General features: G+C 59.7%; 24 protein-coding genes and 3 pseudogenes. 17 read left to right on the top strand and 10 right to left on the bottom strand.

All coding sequences use genetic code 11. The annotated features are described in order from the left end of the window. Positions 1–107: 107 nt before the first annotated feature. From ASD02_RS26105 to ASD02_RS26090, 4 genes are all read right to left on the bottom strand, one after another. Positions 108–1,094: an ABC transporter permease gene (locus ASD02_RS26105; RefSeq protein ID WP_057213370.1), complete on the bottom strand. Its 987-nt coding sequence runs from the start codon at positions 1,092–1,094 to the stop codon at positions 108–110. Further along, the gene (locus tag ASD02_RS26100; RefSeq protein WP_057213366.1) at positions 1,091–2,071 is read right to left on the bottom strand and encodes an ABC transporter permease; all 981 of its coding nucleotides are present in this window, start codon (positions 2,069–2,071) and stop codon (positions 1,091–1,093) included. The genes ASD02_RS26105 and ASD02_RS26100 overlap by 4 nt, the downstream gene beginning before the upstream one ends. Further along, positions 2,068–3,609, bottom strand: a complete 1,542-nt coding sequence (locus tag ASD02_RS26095) for a sugar ABC transporter ATP-binding protein (RefSeq protein WP_057213363.1) — start codon at positions 3,607–3,609, stop codon at positions 2,068–2,070. The genes ASD02_RS26100 and ASD02_RS26095 overlap by 4 nt, the downstream gene beginning before the upstream one ends. Before the next feature lie 73 nt (positions 3,610–3,682). After that, on the bottom strand, positions 3,683–4,807 hold the full coding sequence (locus ASD02_RS26090; protein ID WP_057220923.1) for a sugar ABC transporter substrate-binding protein: 1,125 nt from the start codon (positions 4,805–4,807) through the stop codon (positions 3,683–3,685). Positions 4,808–5,153: 346 nt separating this feature from the next. Between ASD02_RS26090 and ASD02_RS26085 the strand changes: the two genes are divergently transcribed. Genes ASD02_RS26085 through ASD02_RS26075 form a run of 3 tightly spaced genes read left to right on the top strand, consistent with a single transcriptional unit; the run spans position 5,154 to position 7,357 of the window. After that, positions 5,154–6,065 (top strand): SMP-30/gluconolactonase/LRE family protein, encoded by a 912-nt coding sequence (locus ASD02_RS26085; protein WP_057213360.1) that lies wholly within the window; start codon positions 5,154–5,156, stop codon positions 6,063–6,065. 15 nt (positions 6,066–6,080) lie between these two features. Then, positions 6,081–6,305 (top strand): tautomerase family protein, encoded by a 225-nt coding sequence (locus ASD02_RS26080; RefSeq protein ID WP_057213357.1) that lies wholly within the window; start codon positions 6,081–6,083, stop codon positions 6,303–6,305. Continuing rightward, complete coding sequence (locus ASD02_RS26075; protein WP_244494292.1) at positions 6,302–7,357, top strand: LacI family DNA-binding transcriptional regulator; 1,056 nt, start codon at positions 6,302–6,304, stop codon at positions 7,355–7,357. The genes ASD02_RS26080 and ASD02_RS26075 overlap by 4 nt, the downstream gene beginning before the upstream one ends. A gap of 109 nt (positions 7,358–7,466) precedes the next feature. Here the strand turns inward: ASD02_RS26075 and ASD02_RS26070 are convergent, their stop codons facing one another. Further along, entirely contained in the window at positions 7,467–7,730 is a 264-nt protein-coding gene (locus ASD02_RS26070; protein WP_244494291.1) for a hypothetical protein, read from the bottom strand. A 235-nt stretch (positions 7,731–7,965) separates the two neighbouring features. Here ASD02_RS26070 and ASD02_RS26065 point away from each other — a divergent pair, with 235 nt between their 5' ends. After that, complete coding sequence (locus tag ASD02_RS26065) at positions 7,966–8,148, top strand: MFS transporter (protein ID WP_200951716.1); 183 nt, start codon at positions 7,966–7,968, stop codon at positions 8,146–8,148. Here the strand turns inward: ASD02_RS26065 and ASD02_RS38585 are convergent. Together ASD02_RS38585 and ASD02_RS37470 are read right to left on the bottom strand one after the other, a co-directional pair. After that, positions 8,132–8,256, bottom strand: a pseudogene (locus ASD02_RS38585) (IS5/IS1182 family transposase); the annotation flags it as partial. The gene ASD02_RS26065 and the pseudogene ASD02_RS38585 sit on opposite strands and share 17 nt — an antisense overlap. A gap of 13 nt (positions 8,257–8,269) precedes the next feature. Beyond that, a protein-coding gene (locus ASD02_RS37470) for an IS5 family transposase (RefSeq protein ID WP_156408123.1) occupies positions 8,270–9,024 on the bottom strand; the annotation gives its coding sequence in 2 pieces (ribosomal slippage) (positions 8,270–8,691 and positions 8,691–9,024; 756 coding nt in all). Here ASD02_RS37470 and ASD02_RS26055 point away from each other — a divergent pair. The 7 genes from ASD02_RS26055 to ASD02_RS26035 all read left to right on the top strand — a co-directional run bounded on the left by ASD02_RS26055 (position 8,905) and on the right by ASD02_RS26035 (position 14,920). Continuing rightward, on the top strand, positions 8,905–10,023 hold the full coding sequence (locus ASD02_RS26055; RefSeq protein WP_277996367.1) for an MFS transporter: 1,119 nt from the start codon (positions 8,905–8,907) through the stop codon (positions 10,021–10,023). The two genes, ASD02_RS37470 and ASD02_RS26055, sit on opposite strands and share 120 nt — an antisense overlap. Positions 10,024–10,313: 290 nt before the next feature. Continuing rightward, positions 10,314–10,589 (top strand): hypothetical protein, encoded by a 276-nt coding sequence (locus ASD02_RS38580; RefSeq protein ID WP_156408096.1) that lies wholly within the window; start codon positions 10,314–10,316, stop codon positions 10,587–10,589. A gap of 432 nt (positions 10,590–11,021) precedes the next feature. Next, positions 11,022–11,171, top strand: coding sequence for a hypothetical protein (locus tag ASD02_RS40020; protein ID WP_244494290.1), 150 nt, complete (start codon positions 11,022–11,024; stop codon positions 11,169–11,171). A gap of 283 nt (positions 11,172–11,454) precedes the next feature. Further along, positions 11,455–13,341, top strand: a complete 1,887-nt coding sequence (locus tag ASD02_RS26050) for a heavy metal translocating P-type ATPase (protein ID WP_057217853.1) — start codon at positions 11,455–11,457, stop codon at positions 13,339–13,341. 138 nt (positions 13,342–13,479) lie between these two features. After that, entirely contained in the window at positions 13,480–13,692 is a 213-nt protein-coding gene (locus ASD02_RS38575) for a hypothetical protein (protein ID WP_057217855.1), read from the top strand. A gap of 260 nt (positions 13,693–13,952) precedes the next feature. Further along, a complete protein-coding gene (locus tag ASD02_RS38570) occupies positions 13,953–14,135 on the top strand; it encodes a hypothetical protein (RefSeq protein ID WP_156408098.1) in 183 nt (60 codons plus the stop codon). A 299-nt stretch (positions 14,136–14,434) separates the two neighbouring features. Further along, complete coding sequence (locus ASD02_RS26035) at positions 14,435–14,920, top strand: adenosine-specific kinase (protein WP_057207912.1); 486 nt, start codon at positions 14,435–14,437, stop codon at positions 14,918–14,920. Between the two features lie 351 nt (positions 14,921–15,271). Here the strand turns inward: ASD02_RS26035 and ASD02_RS26030 are convergent, their stop codons facing one another. Both ASD02_RS26030 and ASD02_RS40015 read right to left on the bottom strand, forming a co-directional pair. After that, on the bottom strand, positions 15,272–15,634 hold the full coding sequence (locus ASD02_RS26030; RefSeq protein ID WP_025430782.1) for an EF-hand domain-containing protein: 363 nt from the start codon (positions 15,632–15,634) through the stop codon (positions 15,272–15,274). A 192-nt stretch (positions 15,635–15,826) separates the two neighbouring features. After that, positions 15,827–15,910, bottom strand: a pseudogene (locus ASD02_RS40015) (transcriptional regulator); the annotation flags it as partial. A gap of 589 nt (positions 15,911–16,499) precedes the next feature. On the opposite strand from ASD02_RS40015, the gene ASD02_RS26020 reads away from it, so the two are divergent. From ASD02_RS26020 to ASD02_RS26000, 6 genes and pseudogenes are all read left to right on the top strand, one after another. Beyond that, complete coding sequence (locus ASD02_RS26020; RefSeq protein ID WP_057207939.1) at positions 16,500–17,021, top strand: universal stress protein; 522 nt, start codon at positions 16,500–16,502, stop codon at positions 17,019–17,021. A 100-nt stretch (positions 17,022–17,121) separates the two neighbouring features. After that, positions 17,122–17,433: a hypothetical protein gene (locus ASD02_RS26015; RefSeq protein WP_057217859.1), complete on the top strand. Its 312-nt coding sequence runs from the start codon at positions 17,122–17,124 to the stop codon at positions 17,431–17,433. Between the two features lie 240 nt (positions 17,434–17,673). Then, positions 17,674–18,099: a plastocyanin/azurin family copper-binding protein gene (locus tag ASD02_RS26010; protein WP_057220898.1), complete on the top strand. Its 426-nt coding sequence runs from the start codon at positions 17,674–17,676 to the stop codon at positions 18,097–18,099. Positions 18,100–18,335: 236 nt separating this feature from the next. After that, positions 18,336–18,706: pseudogene (locus ASD02_RS26005) on the top strand (type II toxin-antitoxin system HicB family antitoxin). A gap of 610 nt (positions 18,707–19,316) precedes the next feature. Next, the gene (locus ASD02_RS38565; RefSeq protein WP_244494289.1) at positions 19,317–19,805 is read left to right on the top strand and encodes a TniQ family protein; all 489 of its coding nucleotides are present in this window, start codon (positions 19,317–19,319) and stop codon (positions 19,803–19,805) included. Next, positions 19,753–20,109: a type II toxin-antitoxin system HicB family antitoxin gene (locus ASD02_RS26000; protein WP_082555646.1), complete on the top strand. Its 357-nt coding sequence runs from the start codon at positions 19,753–19,755 to the stop codon at positions 20,107–20,109. Before ASD02_RS38565 ends, ASD02_RS26000 begins: the two co-directional genes overlap by 53 nt. Positions 20,110–20,239: 130 nt before the next feature. Here ASD02_RS26000 and ASD02_RS37445 read toward each other — a convergent pair. After that, positions 20,240–20,359, bottom strand: a 120-nt coding sequence (locus tag ASD02_RS37445) for a 4Fe-4S dicluster domain-containing protein (protein ID WP_155295764.1), incomplete at its 5' end; no start/stop codon positions are given.

Raw genomic sequence — 20,359 nt, 5'->3', positions numbered from 1 at the left:
GGCCATCCAACCCGCGGGTTGGCCTTTCGAGCCCATTGCCGGATCGACTGCCGTCCTGGCGTGAAGCCAGATGGATGCGTGTGGCGCTTCCTCTGTTCTCAGCAAGCTTAACGGCTGGCTGGCGCACGACCATAGAGCAGAAGCATGAGTATGATCATCACGCCGTAGATGATCTGGCGCCCGGCCTCTGGCATCTGCGTGACGGAGAGGATTGACTGCAGGAGTGTGATGAGGATTACGCCGGCGACAGTGCCGAGATAGGATCCCCGGCCGCCCAGGATCGAGGTTCCGCCAAGAACAACAGCCGCTATGGCAGGAAGCAGATAGGCATCGCCCATCGATTGCGAGGCCTTGGAAGCATAGCCTGCCAGCAGGACGCCGCCGAAGGCCGAGAGCCCGCCCGAGGCGGCGAAGGCGGTCATCACGATGCGGCGGGTATTGATCCCTGAAAGATAGGCCGCCCGTTCGCGATTGCCTATGCCGTAGACGGCCCGCCCGAAGCCCGTCCGGCGCAGCAGGAAGACCATCGCCGTGCCGACCAGCCCCCAGATGAAGACGACATTCGGGATGCCGGGGATCAAGGCGCCGGTGGAGAGATAGCGCATGGCCGCGGTGGCGGAATCCTGCGGCGAGAACCCGCCTGTGTAGACCACCATCACCCCTTGAGCGACGGCATTCGTCGCCAGCGTCACGATCATCGAGGGTATGCGCAGATATGCCACCCCGACGCCGTTGACGAGCCCGATGCCGATCCCGCAAAGGATTCCGAAAGGGATGGCAAGAGCAGTGCCGACCGGACCGTAGGCGGCAGCCGCGCAGGCCATCATGGCGCCCGTTGCAACGGTCCACGGTACGGAAAGGTCGATCTGCCCGAGCAGGATGACAAGCATCATGCCGGTGGCGATGATGCCGAGGAAGGATGCCACCTTCAATTGCTGCAGCAGATACTCCGGTGACAGGAAACTGCGCGAATAGAAGCTGCCAAGGACAAGCAGCAGCAGGATGCAGCCGAACGCGGTGACCACCGCCGGATCGAGTTTGCGCAGGAAGTTCGGCTTGCGTCCGTTTACGTGCGTCATCGCCGTCTCGCTCACAGGAACCACTCCAATCTATTGCGCACCCGGAAAAGGGCCAGAGCGCCGAGGCTGATGGCCGCAAGCAGGATCAGTCCCTGGAAAAGCGGTTGCCAGAGCGGGTCGAGATCGAAAACGAACAAAAGGTCGCCGATCGTGCGGAACGCCAGCGCACCAAAGACGGCACCGATGGCGCTGCCCTTGCCGCCGAACAGCGAAACGCCCCCCAGCACCACTGCGGCAATCGAGAACAGCGTGTAGGCGTTACCGCTGGCGAAAGCCGCGTCACCGGTATACGTGAAAAAAGTGAGAAACAGCCCGCCGAGGGCGGCCACCAGGCCCGAAAGCGTATAGGCAAGCAGCTTGCCGCGCCGGATCGGCATGCCAGACATGTAGGCCGCCGTTTCGGATGAACCTACGGCATAGGCGGCCCGGCCATAGACCGACCGGCTGAAGGGCACCCATATCAGCACAACCACCGCCGCGAGTGCCGCGAGGCTCGCCGGGACGACTCCGAATATCCGTCCCGTCAGGGCGTCCGCCAGACCCTCGTTAACGGAACCTCCCGGAAATGGTCGCAGCAACAGGGCGACACCGAAATAGATCGCCCCCGTCGCAATCGTCGCCACGATCGGCTGCAGCCGCCCATATATGACGATGGCTCCATTGATCGCGCCGCACACAGCCCCGACGGCCAGGACGATAACGACGCCGAAGGTCGTTTCGAGCGGCGAGCCCACAACCAACCATGAGGCCAGGCAGTTGGTGAGAAGGAAGATCATGCCCACGGAGAGGTCAATGCCCGCGGTTATCACCACCATGGTTTGGGCCATCGCGACAAAGGCGAGCAGCACCCCCTTGTTGGCAGCCGTATGAATAACGTTGGCTGTGAAACCAGCCGGATGGTTCGCCGTGTAGATGATGAACATCACCACGAAGATCGCAACCGCAGTCAGCGTGCCCCGGTGCTCGGCCAGTCGATACTGCCAGTCGTTCATTGCGCGGGCTCCTGATGGAATGGTTCCGCGGACGGGATGTTAAGCGCGCTCGCGATCAGGGCGCGCTCCGTTATCTCAGCTCCCACCAGTTCCCGCTTCACCGCCCCGTCATAAAGCACGAGGACCCGGTCGCAGCAGCCGATGAGCTCGGCATAGTCGGTCGAATAGAACAGGATGCCCGCGCCCGCGTCAGCAAGGCGCCGCAAGAGCAGATAGATCTCCTGCTTGGTTCCAACGTCGATGCCGCGTGTCGGATCGTTGAGGAGGACGATGCGTGGCTGCCGCATCAGCCATTTCGCGATGACGACCTTCTGCTGGTTGCCGCCCGAAAGTGCTCCAACGGGCGCATCAATATTCCCCGCCTTGATGGCGAGCAGCGTCATCATCTGATTGATGGCGCTCTCCTCTTTCGCGCTGTCGATGATCCCGCCGCGCGTCAGCCGGTCGAGCGACGCAAGCGAGAGATTGTCGCGCACCGTCATCGGCAGCATCAGCCCCTCGGTCTTACGGTCCTCCGGGATGAGCGCCATGCCGATACCGTGCCGGCGCGCCTGCGCGGGGCTGCTGATGCTGATCGGGCTGCCGTCGACGAGGACCGTGCCGCGCAGCCCGCGCAGGACCCCGAACAGCGCTAGAAGGAGATCACGCTGCCCCTGCCCGTCCAACCCGCCAAGACCGACGATTTCGCCCGAGCGGAGCGAAAACGAGATGTCGTGGAGCCGGTCCGCCCAGGACAGATTTCGTGTTTCAAGCACTGGCGCAGTTTGTGCAAGCCGGCCCGGTTTAGGAGGGTAGACGCTGTGATACTCACGGCCGATCATCATCTCGATGACTTCGCCGTCACTCTTGGAGCCCGCCGCGTAGCTCGCGACCTTGCTGCCGTTGCGAAACACCGTGCAGTCGTCCGCAAGTTCCGCAATCTCGTTCATTCGATGCGAGATGTAGACAAGCGCCAGCCCTTCCGCACGCAATCGCTTCAGCACTGCAAAAACCTTCGAAACGTCGGCCGCAGTCAGCGCCGATGTCGCCTCGTCGAGGATGAGGATGCGCGGCTTGCGCGCTAGCGCCTTGGCAATCTCGACGATCTGCTTGCGCGACAGCGGCAGATCCTTGACCAGAGCCAGAGGATGGATGTCGACGGCACCGGCGCGCGCCAGCGCCTCCTCTGCCAGGCGCCTCTGGGCCTTGCGGTCGATCATGCCGAACCGCGTCGGCGGATTGGAAATGACGATATTGTCGGCAACGCTGAGTTCTGGGATCAACGACAACTCCTGGAAAACGCAGACGATCCCGGCGGCGTTGGCGGCAGCCGGCGAAGCGAATTTCACCGGCTGTCCATCGAGCGTCATCTGGCCCTCGTCCGCAGCCACGACGCCGGCCATGATCTTGATGAGCGTCGACTTTCCGGCGCCGTTCTCGCCGAGTACGGCGTGGATGGCCCCTGCCCTGACCGACAGCGCGGCATTTTCAAGCGCGCGAACCCCACCATAGCGCTTCGATATCCCCTCCATGCAAAAGAGCGGTCCGCCATTTTCCATTGCGCTCTCCGGGAAACCGTTACGGACGACGGGCACCACACGGCTGACTGTGCGGTGCCCGTTCCTGATCGACCTACTTGTTTTCCTTGCTCTGCTTCATGATCTCCTGGGCGGAGAAATTAATGCCGCAGGTAGGGAAGGAATTACCGACGAAGAAATTGTCGGATTCGGACTGGAAGTAATCCTGGCCCTCCTTGAAATTTGGATCTTCGACAATGGCCAACGGCAACTTGACCGACTGCGGCACCACCTGTCCCTCGAGCGCGGCGATCGCCGTCTTGATGGCAACGGCCACCTGTGCGGGGCCGGTTCCAGCCGACGAGCATTTCAGGCCGTCGGCGGCATGTGCTGCGCAGAACTTGCGAAACCCGTTTTCGGTTTCGCCGCCAAACGGCACGAACGGATGTTTGGCGTCGATCATCGCCTGGACGATGCCGGTATCGCCACCCTGACCGGTAATGCCGTCAAAGGGACCGCTGGTGGCGATCGCATCCGCCGTCACCTTTTGGGCCACCGCGTCATCCCACTTTCCCATGACCTCGACGACTTCGAATTTCTTGCCCGATGCCTGGAGTTTCTCATGGATCCCATCGTGCCGGTCGGTGTCGACCGAAGTTCCGGCCACACCGCGCACCTCGAGTACCTTGCCGCCATTCGGCAGATGTTTGACGAGCCATTCGCCCCACAGTCCGCCGAGCCCCTTCTGGTCGACGTTCACGTTGATCGCGTCCTCGGTGTCGAGGATGTTATCGAAGGCAACCAGCACCACGCCGGCTTCCTTCGCCCGCTTGATGACGGGCGCGAATGCCGTCGGGTTCTGGGCGTTGACGACGATGGCGTCATAGCCGGAATCGATGAAGTTGTTGATCGCCGAGATTTGGGCGGGCACGTCCTCACCCGTCGATACGACCTTGAACTCCTTCAGCTTGGCCGCGACGTCGGGCTGAGCGGCATAGGCCTTGGCTGTCTGCACCATCTGGATACGCCAGGTGTTGGCAATGTAGCCGTTCGCAAGAGCGATGCGGTATGGGCCGTGCTTTTTCGGAAACTTGAAGAATTTGGTGTCTGCCGACCAGGGCGCGAAACATTCCGGCTCCGCCGCGGGCCCTGAAACCACTTCCGGCTCTGCATAGGCGGCCGATCCCAACATGAAAAAGGCAGTGGCAGCAACGATGCCGCCAGCGAGTGACTTCACCATCGACATTTCCTCCCATTGGCGCGCCACTGATTTTGTTCTCCGGTTCGAGAGGGAACTCTTCCCCCGGAACGGCACGAACTTCTCTGGCACCGGCACGCTGGATGCCTGCTTTCACCATTGACGAGGCGCTCTGGTCTCCTCCCGAAAACACCGCTGTCTCTTAATTAGGTAGCGCTACCACAAAAAATTGTAAAGTAACATTTGCGGATTACCGAGAACCGAACTTCCCAATTTTCAGTTGAATTTCGGCGACGATCGACACCGATGCAGGAAGGCTATTCACTTCCGTGATGTTAGCGCTATCATGCCGCGGTCAGAGTGCGATCGTTGCCGCATGAGGGTACCCATGGCCGAGGATTTCGAGATCGTAGACCAGCGCTTTGCCAGCCTGGTCAATCACAGCGCCCGAGTGGAACAGCTCTACACGGGGTGTCGCTGGGCCGAAGGGCCGGCCTATTTCGCCGCCGGGCGCTATCTGGTGTGGTCGGATATCCCCAATGACCGGATGCTGCGTTATGACGAAACCGACGGGCATGTCAGCATCTTTCGCCAACCGTCGAACTTTGCGAACGGCAATACCACCGACCGGCATGGCCGTCTGGTGACCTGTGAGCACGGTGGCCGCCGTGTCAGCCGCACCGAACATGACGGGAGCATCACCACCGTCGCCGATCGCTGGAACGGCAAGCGGCTCAACTCGCCGAACGACGTCGTCGTGCGATCAGACGGGTCGATCTGGTTCACCGATCCCGCCTACGGCATCGAGTCCGATTACGAGGGCCACAAGGCCGAAAGTGAAATCGGCGCCTGCCACGTCTATCGTGTCGACCCGAAAACGGGCGCGGTTGCGGCCGTCATTACCGACATGGTGCGGCCGAATGGCCTCGCCTTTTCGCTTGACGAAAAAGAGCTCTACGTCGTCGACACCGGCCGGACGCATGGGCCCGACCTTCCTGCGCATATGCGCGTCTTCGATGTGAACGAGCCGGGCGCGATATCGGGCGGGCGGGTCTTTGCCGATTGCACCGTAGGCCTCTTTGACGGGTTCCGCCTGGACGACGAAGGGCGGATCTGGACAAGCGCCCGCGACGGCATCCATTGCTACCACCCGGACGGCACCTTGCTCGGCAAGGTGAGAGTGCCGGAAAACACCGCCAATTGCGTGTTCGGCGGGCCTAAGCGAAATATCCTCTACATCTGCGCGACCAGCTCGCTTTATGCCGTTCGACTGATGGTCAACGGCGCAAGACTCGACTGAGGCAGGAGGCCAGCCATGCCGTTCGTGCGGATCACCATCGTGCGCGAGACCCTCGCCGACGATCCTGCGGCCAAGAAGGCGGCAATCAGCAGCCAGGTCATTGTGGCGATTGCCGAGGCAACCGGATTATCCGAGCGCGAAATCTCCGTCGTCTTCGATGAGGTGGACGCAGGGAACTGGTATGTCGGCCGCATCGATGTCGGGACCCTGCGCTCACGCAGCCAGCAGGAGTCGACGTGAAGGACGACATCACTTCCAAAGACCAGAGCCGGAAGGCAAGCCGACGCGGCAGTGGGAGGCCAACCATAGCCGACGTCGCAAAGCTGGCAGGGGTTGCCGCGATTACCGTGTCGCGCGCGCTACGCGATCCGTCGCTGGTTTCGGCCGAACTGCGCGCGGAGATCGATACGGCGGTGGTCCAGCTCGGCTATGCGCCCGACCCCAATGCGCGCGCGCTTGCCTCCTCCCGAGCCGATGTGATCGGTGTTCTCGTGCCGTCACTGACAAACATCGTCTTCGCCGACACGGTGAGAGGCATCTATGACGAGCTCGGCGACGGTCCGTTGCAGATACAGATGGGCAATACCCACTATTCGCCCCGGGAAGAGGAACGGCTGATGCGGATGTTTTTGAGCCAGCGGCCATCGGCGCTGATCGTGTCCGGCATCGACCAGACCGAAACGACCCGCAAACTGCTCGAGAGCGCGGATTGCCCTATCGTGCAGATCATGGAGTATGGCGACGATCCGGTCGATATGCTGGTCGGGTTCTCCCACTTCGATGGCGGCAAGGCGGCGACCAACCATCTGATCGAGGCTGGATATCGCCGAATAGGCTTCATCGGAGCGCGAATGGATCCTCGCTCGCAGCGTCGCCTCGCCGGTTACCGCTCGGCTCTGGAGACCGCTCAGCTCTTTGATCCCAAGCTGGTAACCACCACGCTGACGCCTTCACGCGTATCGCTCGGTGCGCCGCTCCTGGCCGATGCGCTTGCCAAGGTCGCCGATCTTGATGCGGTCTTCTGCAACAATGATGACCTTGCCATGGGCGTGCTGTTCGAATGCCAGCGGGCGGGTATCGCCGTGCCGCACAGCATGGCAATCTGCGGCTTCAACGATCTCGACATGATGCACGTCGCCTATCCGTCGCTCACCAGCGTACGCACGCCGCGCTATGAAATCGGCCGGCGCTCGGTGCGGATGGTGCTGGATCGACTTGCCGGCCGGCCAATTGAATCGCCGATCGTCGACTTGGGCTTCGAGCTTCAGGTTCGCGAAAGTACGGCGCGATGAAACGGCACATTCTCAAGGATCGGCCGCAGTGCACAATCCAGATGATACATTATGCGATTTTCGAGGCGCATAGCGGCAACATCGGCTGCGCGGAGACCTCTCGCTGCCACTAGCAGACCGTTGAAGAAGTCCCTGGTTTGGCCTTTAGAATGGCCTCGTCGCCATTGTCGTAAGCGAACACGATCTCGATTGCGCCATCGTCCGGAAATTCGGCGTGGCCGTCACCAGTGACTTCGTCCATTTCTTCAAATCCAGACCGTGTGAAGGAAACCGCAGATTGGCCGTAGCCGAGATTGAGCGTCGCATATTCGCCACTACGCGGGGTTCGAGTAACGGCTGTCCAACAGCTTCTATCATCGGAGTGGTCTTCCATTCTCATCCACATTGAGATAAGAAGCAGACCAATAGCAGGCTCTTCCTGCGTGCGGGCGTACGGTCGCCCCCCCAAATTCCCCCATTCGACTTTGCTCCGGTGCTATGTTTGCGACCGCAAACACTCGCGCGCCGGTTACCTCTCAACACGACATTGATGGAGGATATTCGTGCCCTCACGAATTCTCTTGCATATTCTTGCTCTCGCCGTCTTTTTCGTCGGAGCGACCGAGTTCATGCTGTCTGCCATGCTTGCGCCACTCGCGCAGGCTTTCGACATAACGCCCGCAAACGCATCCTGGCTCGTGTCCAGTTACGCGTTGTCCTATGCTATCGCGGCTCCAATCTTCGGATTTCTGTCTGATCGCATGGACCGTCGCCGTCTCCTTTTAGGGTCCGGACTCACAACCACCAGATGACGGCGGCTGCGAGTGCGATTGCCCCCATGAAGTTTTTGATGTTGCGGTCGAAGCGGGTCGCGAGGCGACGCCAGTCCTTGAGGCGACAGGATGCTTCGTCAGGTCTGCNTAGGGTCCGGACTCACAACCACCAGATGACGGCGGCTGCGAGTGCGATTGCCCCCATGAAGTTTTTGATGTTGCGGTCGAAGCGGGTCGCGAGGCGACGCCAGTCCTTGAGGCGACAGAACATGCGCTCGATGACGTTGCGCTGCTTGTAGATGGCCTTGTCGTATTCATATTGGATTTTGCGGTTCTTGCGCGGCGGGATGACGGCTTGGGTACCACGCTCGTCGAGCCACTCGCGCAGAGCCTGGCTGTCATAGCCTTTGTCGGCGACGAGTTCGGCGGAGGGTGGCAGAGCTTCGATACAGAGCCTCGCCACCTTGCAATCGTGGACGTTGCCGGGCGTCAGGAGCAGGACGTGAGGGCGGCCTTTGGCATCGCAGACAGCATGGAGCTTGGTGTTCCGTCCACCTTTGGTGCGGCCGATACCATGAGCCAAGGCCCCCCTTTTCCTCCACCCGCACAGCGGTGGACCTTGATGCAACTGCTGTCGATGAACAGTCGATCCGGCGCATCATCGGCCCCTGCGAGCGCACTGAAGATGCCTTCCCAGATGCCGCGTTCGGACCAGCGGACGAAGCGGTTGTAGAGTGTCTTCTTCGGTCCATAGACATCTGCGCAATCCGCCCAGCGGCCACCACAGCGCAGCGCATGGACGATCCCGCTCAAGACCCGGCGGTCATCCACGCGCGGCTTGCCTCGCACATCTGTCGGCAAAAGCGGCTCTATCCGCTCCCACTGCGCGTCGGAAAACCAAAAGAAATCAGACATGCAACCGCCTCCTCGCTGAGGCGAGTGAATCACGTCGCAGTGCGCAAGGAAACCCACTTATTGGGTCCGGACCCTAGTCCAGTTGATGGCTTAGCGTTGACGATTGCTCCAAGTTTTGGCGCAGCCATCGCGCTGCGGATGTTTGGGGGGGTGGCATCGGCGGCGCTCATTCCGACAGCCTTCGCGTTGGTGTCTGATATCGTCCCGGCTCACCGGCAATCTGCCGCCATGGGAGTCGTCATGATCGGCATGACCTTCGGAATAGTAGCTGGTCCGGTGTTTGCCGGCATCCTGACGGACGCCTTCGACTGGCGCGCACCCTTTCATGTTACCGCGACTGGATACCTAGTGGCCTTCATCATCGCGCAGCGTGTGATCCCCTCTCAACTGTCCCGCCGTCCAGCAAAAAAGCCGAAGCGGCTTGCCTGGATTGTTCGAGGAAGTATCACTCGTCCGCTGTTTGCAAAAGGTCTATGGAATGGAACGGCAGTGGCTGGTTTCCTTCTTGCCGGCGAAGTGCTTCGATTACGTCACGGCCTAAGTGTTGGCGCAGTCGGAGTTTCGGTGTCGGCGTTCGGCCTCGGGCTTGCAATTGGTAATCTCGGTATCGGCCCCGTCAGCCGCCTTTGCCGAAAAGACGACGTGACGCTCGTTGTAGCCCTCGCACTTCTTATTTTGGCGGTCAGCACATTCATGCTCGCGCCCCTTCCCTTAACAGGAGGGCTTGTCTGTCTTGTCATTTGGGGATTTGCGCTTGGCCTCGCCGCGCCAGCGAGCACGTCCATGCTCGCCACCCGCAGCGACGCTGACAAAGGTCAGGTTCTGGCAGTTTCTGAAAGCCTCAACAATCTGGCTATCCTGGTTGTTTTGCCCATCGCGGCAACGCAGCTGGAAGTGGCTGGCACCGCTAGCGCCATGATCGTTCTCGGTATCAGTTTGGCAGCTTCACTTGCCCTGACCATGGTCGACCGGCGGTTTTTGCGGCTCCAAGGATCCTAAAGCTTGTTACGTTGCAAGAGTTCGGCGTTAAAGTCGCACGAACTCCTGTGAGCGCATTTCATCACATTTTCTTCGGCTTCTTTCTTCATCATGGGAATCGTGCCCGCGTGGGTAGCTTTCCACGTCGGCGGCTCCCGCTTGATGGGGGTGGTGTGTTGCTTCATTCAGCGTGGCGAGCTTGTTGCTTACGCCGCTCGATAGACCGCGATAGAAATGCCTCGATCTTCGACGCGAGTGAGACCGCTCGAAACCGGAACTAAAAGATCGCCCTGCTGTGTTCAACGAAGGGCATGTATGCTGCTGACGTCACCGCCATGCGCACCAAGACCCGGAGCCAGAATGATCGAGCGCGGCAGAAGCATTCGCAGCCGTCTTCCTTCGTGCGGAACCGTTCCTCCGGCGGGCTGATTGCATTGTGTCATCGTCGAAGGGCGGATGAGTGGCAGTCAGAAGCGAATCATGATGCGCAGCCCACCACTGTCGATGTTTTGAATGTCTATCAAGAGAACATAAACATCGACGATGTCATTGACGATGGCCAGGCGGCGCCCATCTTTCACTGTTGATTGTCAAACTCGTGTCACCTCCGCGAATTGGCGAATATGCAGCTGCTGTATCCGTCGATTGGCTCGATGAAAGGCAGCGCGATATCGTCAGACTTGAGACATGTGTGGAAAAGGCAAAAGCGATCCTGGATCAGACGGGAATACCCTTCGACGTCGCCACGATGTACGCAGAAATTGCCTGGGCAGACGACGAAATCGGAGACAGGGCGCGCTATTGCGATCTCACGCTTGTCGGCGATGGGCTGATGGCCGATCCGGAACTACGCTCCCGCACGCTCGATGGAGCGTTGTTTCGTTCCGCATGTCCGATACTGATCGTGCCCAGAGGCAAAACCGCGACACTTACTCCGAAAAAAGTCGTGCTGGCTTGGGATTCGGGTTTCGAGGCGGCTCGGGCGCGAGGCAAAGGGCATTCTGGCAGGCGCAGATCACGTGCAGGTCACGATGGTCGATCCGCGCGCCAGCTACGGTCGCAATGGCGAAGAACCCGGCGCCGACATCGCGGCATACCTTGTTCGCCATGGCGTCTCGGTCGCCGTCGAGCGGTGCCAAGCGAGGGACGCAGCATTGACGAAGGGCTGAACCGATACGCGCGGGACGCCTCGGCAGAGCTGATGGTGATGGGCGCCTATGGCCATTCGCGAATGCGCGAGCGGGTTTTTGGCAGGTTAACCCGCCCGATGCTCGAGACCGCGTCAGTGCCGGTTCTCATGGTACATTGAACAACTGCTTCGAAGCCTGCTGCTTGGTGGGACGCTTGGCCTGCTGTTCGGCATCGAGCGGTCAACCGGGGGCTGCCGCGCCGGTACTCTATTGCGGCACAATCGCCTGAGCCTCGGAATGGACAGCGGGAGGTGCGGATTGCATGAGAGCGGGTTTCTTCCACCTTGCATTTCTGGCGGTCGCTCTAACCGGCATGCTTGCCGGCTTACTGGTAAAATACGTCGGCTGGCCGCTGGCACCCGACCTCATTTGGAGCGCCGCGACAGTTCCGGTCGTCGCAGCGCTTGCAATCACGATTGTGCGCGATTTCCTGGTCGGACGGATGGGTGTGGACGCCATAGCGCTCGTTGCGATGCTAGCTTCGATCGCCATGGGGCAGCCACTCGCAGGTGTGGTGGTCGCCATGATGTATACTGGCGGCAACCTGCTGGAAGATTACGCACGCGGCAAAGCCGAACGCGACCTGAGGTCGCTTCGTGATCGAACGCCCCGCATTGCCCACAAGGTCGCTGAGGGCGAAGTAACGGACATTGCGGCTGGAGAGATCGTCGTAGGTGACGACTTGCTGGTAAGAGCCGGCGAGCTGTTGCCCGTAGACGGGCACCTTCTTAATGAACAGGCCAAGCTTGACGAGTCCGCCGTGACCGGCGAGCCTTTACCGGAAATTCGGCGGAAGGGTGAACACCTTAGAAGCGGCACCGTCAATGCCGGCGAGGCGTTCCACTATCGAGCGTCTGCCCCAGCCAGTAAGAGCACCTATGCCGGCATTGTCCGTATGGTCGAAGAGGCACAGACCGCCAAGGCACCGTTCATCCGAATAGCCGATCGTTTCGCCCTGCTGCTTTTGCCAGCGACGCTTCTCGTTGCAGGTCTTGCGTGGTGGCTATCGGGTGATCGCATCAGGGCACTCGCCGTGCTCGTTGTCGCCACTCCCTGCCCGCTCATTCTCGCCGCACCCGTTGCCTTCATCGGCGGCGTCTCGCGCGCCGCACGCGCGGGCGTCCTGATGAAGGGAAGCTCCGCGCTCGAGGCGCTTGCCCTTGTCCGCACTGTCATTTTCGACAAGACGGGGACATTGACTGAAGGCGGGGCACGCATAACTTTCTTCGAAACGGCGCCAAATAGCGACGCCGAAGAAATCTTGCGCCTTCTCGCATCCCTCGAGCAGGCCTCACACCATGTTCTGGCCGAGACCATCGTTGCCTTGGCGCGAGCGAAGGGAATGCCACTGTCATCGCCGACAAATGTCCGGGAGTTTCGCGGCTCCGGATTGGAGGGCATTGTCGAGGGTAGGCATGTGCGCGCCGGGTCGCGTGCCCTTGTCCTTGCAGATGGAGAGGTACCGGCATGGGCCTGTTCGGTTGCATCAGCTAGGGAAGGCAGTTCGGGACTCGCAATCTATGTGTCCGTGGACGGTCGGATCGCTGCATTCCTCGTTTTGGCGGACGCAATCCGCCTTGAGGCGCCGGCCGCATTGGCTCAGCTTCATGCAGCCGGCATTTCGCGTATCATCATGGTCACCGGCGATGACGCCGAGACCGCCAGCATCGTCGGATCTTCCCTTGGGATCGACGAGGTCTATGCCGATCGTAGTCCGGCCGAAAAGCTTGCAGCCGTTGCGGCCGAACAACGTCGCCAGCCGACGATGATGGTGGGTGACGGGATCAATGATGCGCCGGCACTGGCTGCGGCTGATATTGGCATCGCCCTGGGTGCCCGCGGGGCGACCGCCTCGTCAGAAGCTGCGGATGTCGTGATCCTGGTCGATCGGATTGATCGCGTACCTCATGCTGTCATGATCGCACGGCGTACAAGGCGAATCGCCTTGCAAAGCATCGTTGTCGGTCTGGCTTTGTCGGGGATCGCGATGGTCTTTGCGGCCTTTGGATACATAACTCCGGTCGCCGGCGCCCTTTTGCAGGAAGGGATAGACATCGCAGCGATCGTTAACGCTTTGCGAGCCTTGAGTGGGCCGTCAAACATTTCCTCCACCGAAGGATCGGCCTCGCCTGCCCCGGCAAATTCGTAAGTGCATATCTTCCAGAGGGTAGCGAGGGCCGCCAATGGAGCTTCGGTCTTTCCTCAAACCTAATCACCACACGCCGACCACCACCGGCCCTTATCGTGCAGCCGATCGAAATAGACAAGCGCCATCGGGTGTATCTGGATGGAGTTGGTGATCACAAATTCCATGCATGCAAGGCCGACACCGTCTGCGAACAACCTCCACCAGCGCGACGCGGCGAACCGTGCGTTGTTTGCTGATGCTGATTTCCACGAAAAGTTCACTATCAATCGATTGGAAGCACATCCCTCAAGCAAGCGGCATCGCTCGTTGACAAACGACGAGATTGAGATCGGTTTGGGCCGCGCATTTTGACGCGCATCAATGCGCGTTTCTCTGGATGTGGCGTCATAGATTGATAGCCGAGTGACCACCCGCTTGAAGCGCTGGTGCAGCGGGTGTCACGTCGTGGCACCCGAGCAACGTCAAGGTTCGGACACTGTTCCAACATTCGCACAGATCGCCGAAGCTGAGCGCTTCGATGAGGCCACCCTTGCAACGTTCCTGGCGGCACCGCACCATTCCCGAATGCCCAACCTTTCGCTCACTCGCTCCTATATCGCGGCGCGACGACATTGACTCAGCCATTGCTCATCTCGGCGACTGTCGATCTATCGGTTAGTCCGTCCTGGGTAGCGCGCGGTCGCCTTGTCGGCATGTTGACTTACAGCACGGTCATCACGCAATATCTGGCCCACCTCGGTTTCGCAGGTTCATTGACCGGTGTCCTGCTGGCGCGCGCCTCGCGCGCCATGTAGTGCAATACCGGACCTCGGGTCTGAACCCTCGTCATTGCGGACGTAGCAAGCTCCTCGCAGATAACGATGCTGAAGCCGACTGGGCCGACGCCGACCTCGACATTCTCGTCGTCGGGCAGCCTGATCCAGCTCACCAGCCACCGTTGCGTCGCGCGGATCATTTCGAAGTCACGGTAGGCGAGCCGCGCTCTGGCCCTCCGGTGGCGGCGCGGAGGGCGAATTGGCCGCATGTGATGGCTTGAAATCGCCTTCTGTGGGCCTACCTACCATCGCGTTGCCTACCTTGAAGGAGCGCAGCCATGGAACTCACCGTGGTGCCCATCGTCAAGCCGGACGCCGCCAACTTCATTTTTGGCCAGTCGCATTTCATCAAGACCGTGGAAGATCTCCACGAGGCATTGGTGGGCGCGGTTCCAGGCATCCGCTTCGGGCTGGCCTTCTGCGAGGCCTCCGGTAAGCGGCTGGTGCGTTGGTCGGGTAATGACGAAGCCGAGCTTGCCCTGGCACGTGACAACGCATTGGCCATTGGCGCCGGCCACACTTTCCTGATCTTCCTCGGCGACGGATTCTTTCCCATCAACGTGCTGGCTGCGGTGCGTGCGGTGCCAGAGGTCTGTCGCATCTATTGTGCGACTGCCAACCCGACACAGGTGATCGTCGCGCAAACTGAACTGGGCCGCGGCGTGCTCGGCGTGGTGGATGGCGCCTCACCGCTGGGCTTCGAAACCGATGCGGACATCGCGTGGCGGAAAGACCTGCTCCGAAAGATCGGCTACAAGCTGTAGTGGCTGGACAAAGCCGGCGCCTGCGGTGCCAAGGGAATTCGAGACTGGCCGGATGCGGAGGGCGACAAACCGCCGGGAATGAAGTTCAATTTACGACCCTGCATCAGAATGCCAACTCGATATTGGAAACCGTATTATCGATTGCAAAAACAAGGGGCTGGTTGTCACCACGGCCCTCGTTTTTTGAGCGCAACGACAAACGGTGAGCAATTGTTTTCACTACGATGCAGGCATTGCGCCAGCTACACAGGCGCGGCGGAGCCGCGTGTGGGGACGTTTGCGAACGGACGGAACCGGCTCTCCAGACCTTTTTATGGTCCGCATGCCGGCGAAAAAGCCGGTTTCAAGGCCTCATTGATCGCGCATGAAGGCCTGCATCTCCTCGGGCGTCACCTTGCCGTCCTTGTTCGCATCGACCGTCTCGAAGATCCTCTTGTGGATCGTTGTGACTTCGTCGAACGACAGGGCGCCGTCGCCATCAACATCGGCAACGGCAAACATGATCTTCATCATGTGGCCTTGCATCATGTTTTGGCGCATGCCACCCATCATGCCGCGCTGCCTCCCCCCCATCATCTCGCCAGGCATCATCTCAGAGTAACCCGGCCGCGCATCTTGTTTCTCGGCGGGGGCTGTTTGAGCCAAGGATGGCGTGGGGCTGTTTGCTAGGAGCGTGGCGCCAATCGCCACATATGCAAGTTTTGCTGTAGTCATGTTCGTTCTCCTTTCGAGAAGCAGGAGATCCGAGGCAAGGCACGGGTTTGCGTCCGCGCTTTGGCGCTCAAGTGCAGTCGTATGAACATGCGACAAACTACCAATAGTGCGGACCGGTTTCCTTGCGCCACGTCAATTGGAGCACGACATTTATCCGATGGGCATGATCGCAGGTTCAAGGATGAAAATTCGCAGACCGCCCCTCCACTCCGACGCAAAGCCGATGCCAAGACCGGCCGACACCAGTGACACCAGCGAGAAGGTGTCGTCACAGGTGTTAAATGACGTCCTATGAAAGATAGCGCTCCTCGAAGTTCTCGGCGCAATAGCGCTCGGCTGTTTAATCGCATTCCGTTCGTCAATGGCGCGCATCAAGGGGCCCGATCGAACGGCCCATAAATGGGCGCTCAGCGAGGCTTGAAACGTCGATGGTGAGGTTGAGAGCTATAATGAGAACGGACATCGATAACTTTGTGGACAGCGTAAGGGGTTCCAACCTCACACGCGACACGGAGCACAGTGCTGACACCGCCGCCTGCGCCCTCCCCCGCAGCGTACCAAGCTGAGGCTCGCCTGAGATTTTTTGGTGCAGAAGAATAGAAATTATGCCCGGCTGTCGGTCGCAAGTATCGTAAAACTAGTTTGCGGAAATCGATCCGGAACGCGACCAGAGAGCCTACATTGATCGGCATCAAGAATGCCGATGCCAAGTCTGCGTGGCCGCAGCCGCGCTGTCCGTATTATCCGGCGCCTTGGCGCTCGCCGCGACGTCAGCCCAGGTTTCGAAGTACGCTTGCAGTCCTTTGACCAGTATCAATACATTCCGCCTCAGTTGTGGGAGACTTGCTGAACCGGAGGGACGATGATGATCAAACACGTTCTTGTTGCAACAGACGGCTCCGATACGGCTTGGAAGGCCGTGGAGATGGCAGCCAACATCGCAAGGGGTCCGGGCGCGCGCGTTACTATCCTTCACGTCATATTGAACGCCGTGAGGGCCGAGGAAGCAAGCCAACTTGCACGAGCCGAGCATATGGTGCGGCGTGTCTCGGCGATCACGATGCCTGGGCAAGAGCGCGCCCTCTCCTCGAGGCACGATTTATTCAAAAGTTCGCAAGGCGGCATTGGCGAGACGAGGTCGGTGCTCGGAGAACGCATTGTCGAGAATGCGGCGGAACGTGCACGAACTCTTGGCGTCAACGACGTGCACACGCGGGTCGAACCTGGCGACTATGCTGAGACCATTCTCGCCGTAGCGAACGAGATTGGTGCAGACATGATCGTCGTCGGCAGCCGTGGGCTGGGAAGGTTAGCCGGGATGCTGCTTGGAAGCGTCTCGCAGAAGGTCGCACAACAGGCGCTTTGCTCGGTCACGATAGTGCGGTGAACTCACCCGCCAGCGTGAGATCAGCCGTGGACAACACAAGTCGCCCTACGGATGTATAGACCTTTGAAGTGTGCTGTCGAAGTCGTGTTTGGACCGGTCGATGACGACGTATTTGCGGGACCTGACCCTCGAGGTTGTTTCATATTACGCTGATTCATGCCGACGAACCCCGGCGGCGGGTCAATGGCCGATCGCCCCGCAGATCCCCGCTCTGGGGATGAGTCTAGCCTTCTTGCCGGTGCAATGGTTTGCGCAATCGTCGCTCGCCGCGGAGATGCCGGAGGTAGAGTTCGGCGCGCGAAAGATATTCTTCATGCATTTTCTGATGCGTGGCCCGATTAAGGTCCTGGTGCCTATCGTCATCATCGCAAATGACTGTGACCCGCGCTTTCGACGTCGGATCGCCAGGTGAGCGATCCTTTTCTCGGCCGCCGCACTGGCGATAGCCGGTTTGCTTGGGCGGAGCACGCTGGTGAATTCGAGATCCCATTACCCGTCCTAGCGATGACTACGCGTACGCAACGCGCTCGAAGTCCGTACCCAGCAATTCGACAGAATGACAGGAAACCGACAGGACCAGGCCCTTAGGTTCCGGTGCCTTTCAGCATCCCTCTAGACCTCAAAGCTGCCCATTCAAAAAGGAGAACTCCGCATGCGATACCTCCAGAACACATTTGCCGTCTTTGCCATTGTCTGTCTTGCAACGCCTGCATTCGCCGCAACCATCGTCAAGGTCACAGAGGGTGGCGAAGCTGGTGGTCCGATGACCCTGACTCTCGACCAGTCCACGATCAAGGCCGGCGAGGCGACATTTCTCGTCCACAACGACGCCATTACGGAAGAACATGAGGTAGTACTTGTGAAGCTGAAGTCGGCCGATCAGCAAATTGTGGTTGTTGCCGCCAAAGGGCGGGTCGACGAGAAGAAGCTCAAAAGCATGGGCGAAGTTTCCGAGCTGAAGCCAGGTGCCGATGGTCAGTTAAAAGCGAAACTTGCGCCGGGCTCCTACGTACTCCTCTGCAACATCAAGAGCCATTATGAAGCCGGCATGCACGCCATGTTGACGGTGACTAAATAGGACGGTCCCAAGAGCCTCGGGCCGATATCGGGAACGAGACGGCGACGGCCATGGGCCGAGAAAACCGCGCGGGCGCGAACATATCGCCCGTCAGTTCGGTTTTCCGTGAAGGCGGGACGCTTCCGATGCCGTGGTCAGAATGCGCAAGGACGCGGACCGGACCAGCGTCTCGACATTCCGATCGGAACATTGAAGAGTATCGAGAAACAAGCAGGACTTAAGCTGAGGTAATGAACATGCGCAATTATATCGGATTGATCCATAAGGATGCCGACAGCGATTACGGCGTGTCCTTTCCCGACTTTCCGGGCCTGGTCACCGCCGGAACCGACCTCGACGATGCGCGAGCTATGGCCGAAGAAGCCTTGTCTCTACACATTGAAGGGCTAGCCGAAGACGGCGAAGCAATTCCCGAGCCTTCTACACTGGAGGCGGTTGTGGCAGACGCGGAGACCAGGACGGTGTTGCAATTCTAGTTGGCGTCAGGGCGGAAGCCAAAAGAACCGTTCGCGTAAACATCACCCTGCCAGAAGACGTCCTAAAGGCGATCGATGCATTCGCAGTCACGGTAGGCTCTTTATTGATCGGGAGTATTGTTTCGGACTGACACCATACGAGCGGTGTCCCGCGACCGATTGCACTCCCCAATAAGTCTCGAAATTGCCCGTTTATGCTCGCAGTGTGGGGTGCCCATGAGCGTGTGAATGGCTTGCTGCCACCTCTACATGCCCCTTTCGATGGGGTGGCTGGGGATTTCAGTCGGATTCCGGCTGCACTAGCGACTGGGGCAATGTCGAAATGGGCGTATGAGAAAACGATGTCGTCAACGTGGGAGGAAGTAATGAATGAGAATTGTAGAATTTTGTTCGCGGCGATCATCTCCACCATAGCAACCGCCGCCCCCCTTTCTTCTCTTGCACAAGAATGCGACGGAGATTACTACCCGGGGATTGGCGCAAACCAACATTACACAGGCGACAAACGCCAACCCACCAATACCTATATCTTTAAGCACAAGGCTAACCAGCAACAGCCTCAAAGAGCTACAGATGCCGCTCACAACCGGGCACCAACTTAATCAAGGGGGCCATTGAGGAGCCCTGCCGCAAGGCCTAGGAGGGGATGTTCGCTTCGGTCGAGGCGGCGCAATCATGGCTTGAGCGGCAACGACCGATCAGATCGCCTCGCGCGTTCGCCCGTGTGCTCGGCTTAAGGATGTGGTCCGATCCCTTGACCTCAGGCTTCACGCCGAGGTCGCCCGCCTGCTCCACGCACATACCGGTCTTTTGCCGCGAAAGCTCTCGGTGATGACAATGACATTGTCGCCGCTGAAGCCGCTCCCGCTGCCGCTTCGCCTCGATGGCGCCGCGGCAGTTCGACCGCTGCAATTCTGCTCCCGATGTCTTGCCGATGACGCACAGCCGTATTTTCGGCGGCGCTGGCGACTTGCGACCCGAGGCCGGTCCCTATGCCTCCTTCGAACTCGGCAAGGGCAGGGGTACGAGCCTGCTCTATGGCGGGTCGTCTATTTCTCCGAGACCGTTGACGACTATGGGGTGACGAATGGCGCCGGCGACATCGTCGACTTGAAAGGTTTTACCGAAGAGCAATTACGGGTGAGCCTGAGGGCGGAGATCGCCCGCCAGTTCACCCTTGAACACCATGACCTACAACGGGTATCACGCTCGCATCGAGTTCGACGCTGACGACGAAGTGTTTTTCGGCAAGATTGCAGGTATTTCCGATGTAATCGGCTTTCACGGTGACAGCGTCGCTGAACTCAAGAAAGCCTTCCATGAGGCAGTCGATGACTTTCTCGACACCTGCAAGAAAATCGGCAAAGAGCCTCAGCGGCCCTATTCTGGGAAGATGATGTTTCGGGTCGCTCCGGAGGTCCATCGCCGAGCAGCTCTTGCTGCCGAGCTTTCGGGAAAGAGTCTCAACCAATGGGCAGAAGAGGTGCTGGAAGAAGCCGCCGACCACTTTGCGGAGGCACGCCTATCGGCGTAGTGCCATTGCGGCATCGTGGATCCGTTCACGCATCACCAATCGTCCGATGGATTGGCATTCCAGTCGATACATTATGCGATCTTGAGTGGCAGCCGACCACGCCTGATTGTGGACGAACGTAGTCGGGCCCTCACATGTTGGGATAGACCGGCCCCTCGCCGCCCTGCGGCGGCACCCAGTTGATGTTCTGGTTCGGGTCCTTGATGTCGCAGGTCTTGCAGTGCACGCAGTTCTGCGCGTTGATGACGAA

This window comes from Ensifer sp. Root1252, assembly GCF_001425885.1.
GTDB classification, from domain to species: Bacteria; Pseudomonadota; Alphaproteobacteria; order Rhizobiales; family Rhizobiaceae; genus Ensifer; species Ensifer canadensis.
Note: the sequence above shows the minus strand (reverse complement) of the source record. Positions and strands in the feature narration are given on the sequence as shown.

Bases quoted from the DNA above. Each gene is read 5' to 3' on its own strand.
- ASD02_RS26100 (WP_057213366.1), bottom strand. From the start codon at position 2,071: ATGAACGACTGGCAGTATCGACTGGCCGAGCACCGGGGCACGCTGACT.
- ASD02_RS26095 (WP_057213363.1), bottom strand. From the start codon at position 3,609: ATGGAAAATGGCGGACCGCTCTTTTGCATGGAGGGGATATCGAAGCGC.
- ASD02_RS26090 (WP_057220923.1), bottom strand. From the start codon at position 4,807: ATGGTGAAGTCACTCGCTGGCGGCATCGTTGCTGCCACTGCCTTTTTC.
- ASD02_RS26085 (WP_057213360.1), top strand. From the start codon at position 5,154: ATGGCCGAGGATTTCGAGATCGTAGACCAGCGCTTTGCCAGCCTGGTC.
- ASD02_RS26080 (WP_057213357.1), top strand. From the start codon at position 6,081: ATGCCGTTCGTGCGGATCACCATCGTGCGCGAGACCCTCGCCGACGAT.
- ASD02_RS26070 (WP_244494291.1), bottom strand. From the start codon at position 7,730: ATGGAAGACCACTCCGATGATAGAAGCTGTTGGACAGCCGTTACTCGA.
- ASD02_RS26065 (WP_200951716.1), top strand. From the start codon at position 7,966: ATGCTGTCTGCCATGCTTGCGCCACTCGCGCAGGCTTTCGACATAACG.
- ASD02_RS26055 (WP_277996367.1), top strand. From the start codon at position 8,905: ATGGACGATCCCGCTCAAGACCCGGCGGTCATCCACGCGCGGCTTGCC.
- ASD02_RS38580 (WP_156408096.1), top strand. From the start codon at position 10,314: ATGTATGCTGCTGACGTCACCGCCATGCGCACCAAGACCCGGAGCCAG.
- ASD02_RS26050 (WP_057217853.1), top strand. From the start codon at position 11,455: ATGAGAGCGGGTTTCTTCCACCTTGCATTTCTGGCGGTCGCTCTAACC.
- ASD02_RS38575 (WP_057217855.1), top strand. From the start codon at position 13,480: ATGGAGTTGGTGATCACAAATTCCATGCATGCAAGGCCGACACCGTCT.
- ASD02_RS26035 (WP_057207912.1), top strand. From the start codon at position 14,435: ATGGAACTCACCGTGGTGCCCATCGTCAAGCCGGACGCCGCCAACTTC.
- ASD02_RS26030 (WP_025430782.1), bottom strand. From the start codon at position 15,634: ATGACTACAGCAAAACTTGCATATGTGGCGATTGGCGCCACGCTCCTA.
- ASD02_RS26020 (WP_057207939.1), top strand. From the start codon at position 16,500: ATGATCAAACACGTTCTTGTTGCAACAGACGGCTCCGATACGGCTTGG.
- ASD02_RS26015 (WP_057217859.1), top strand. From the start codon at position 17,122: ATGACGACGTATTTGCGGGACCTGACCCTCGAGGTTGTTTCATATTAC.
- ASD02_RS26010 (WP_057220898.1), top strand. From the start codon at position 17,674: ATGCGATACCTCCAGAACACATTTGCCGTCTTTGCCATTGTCTGTCTT.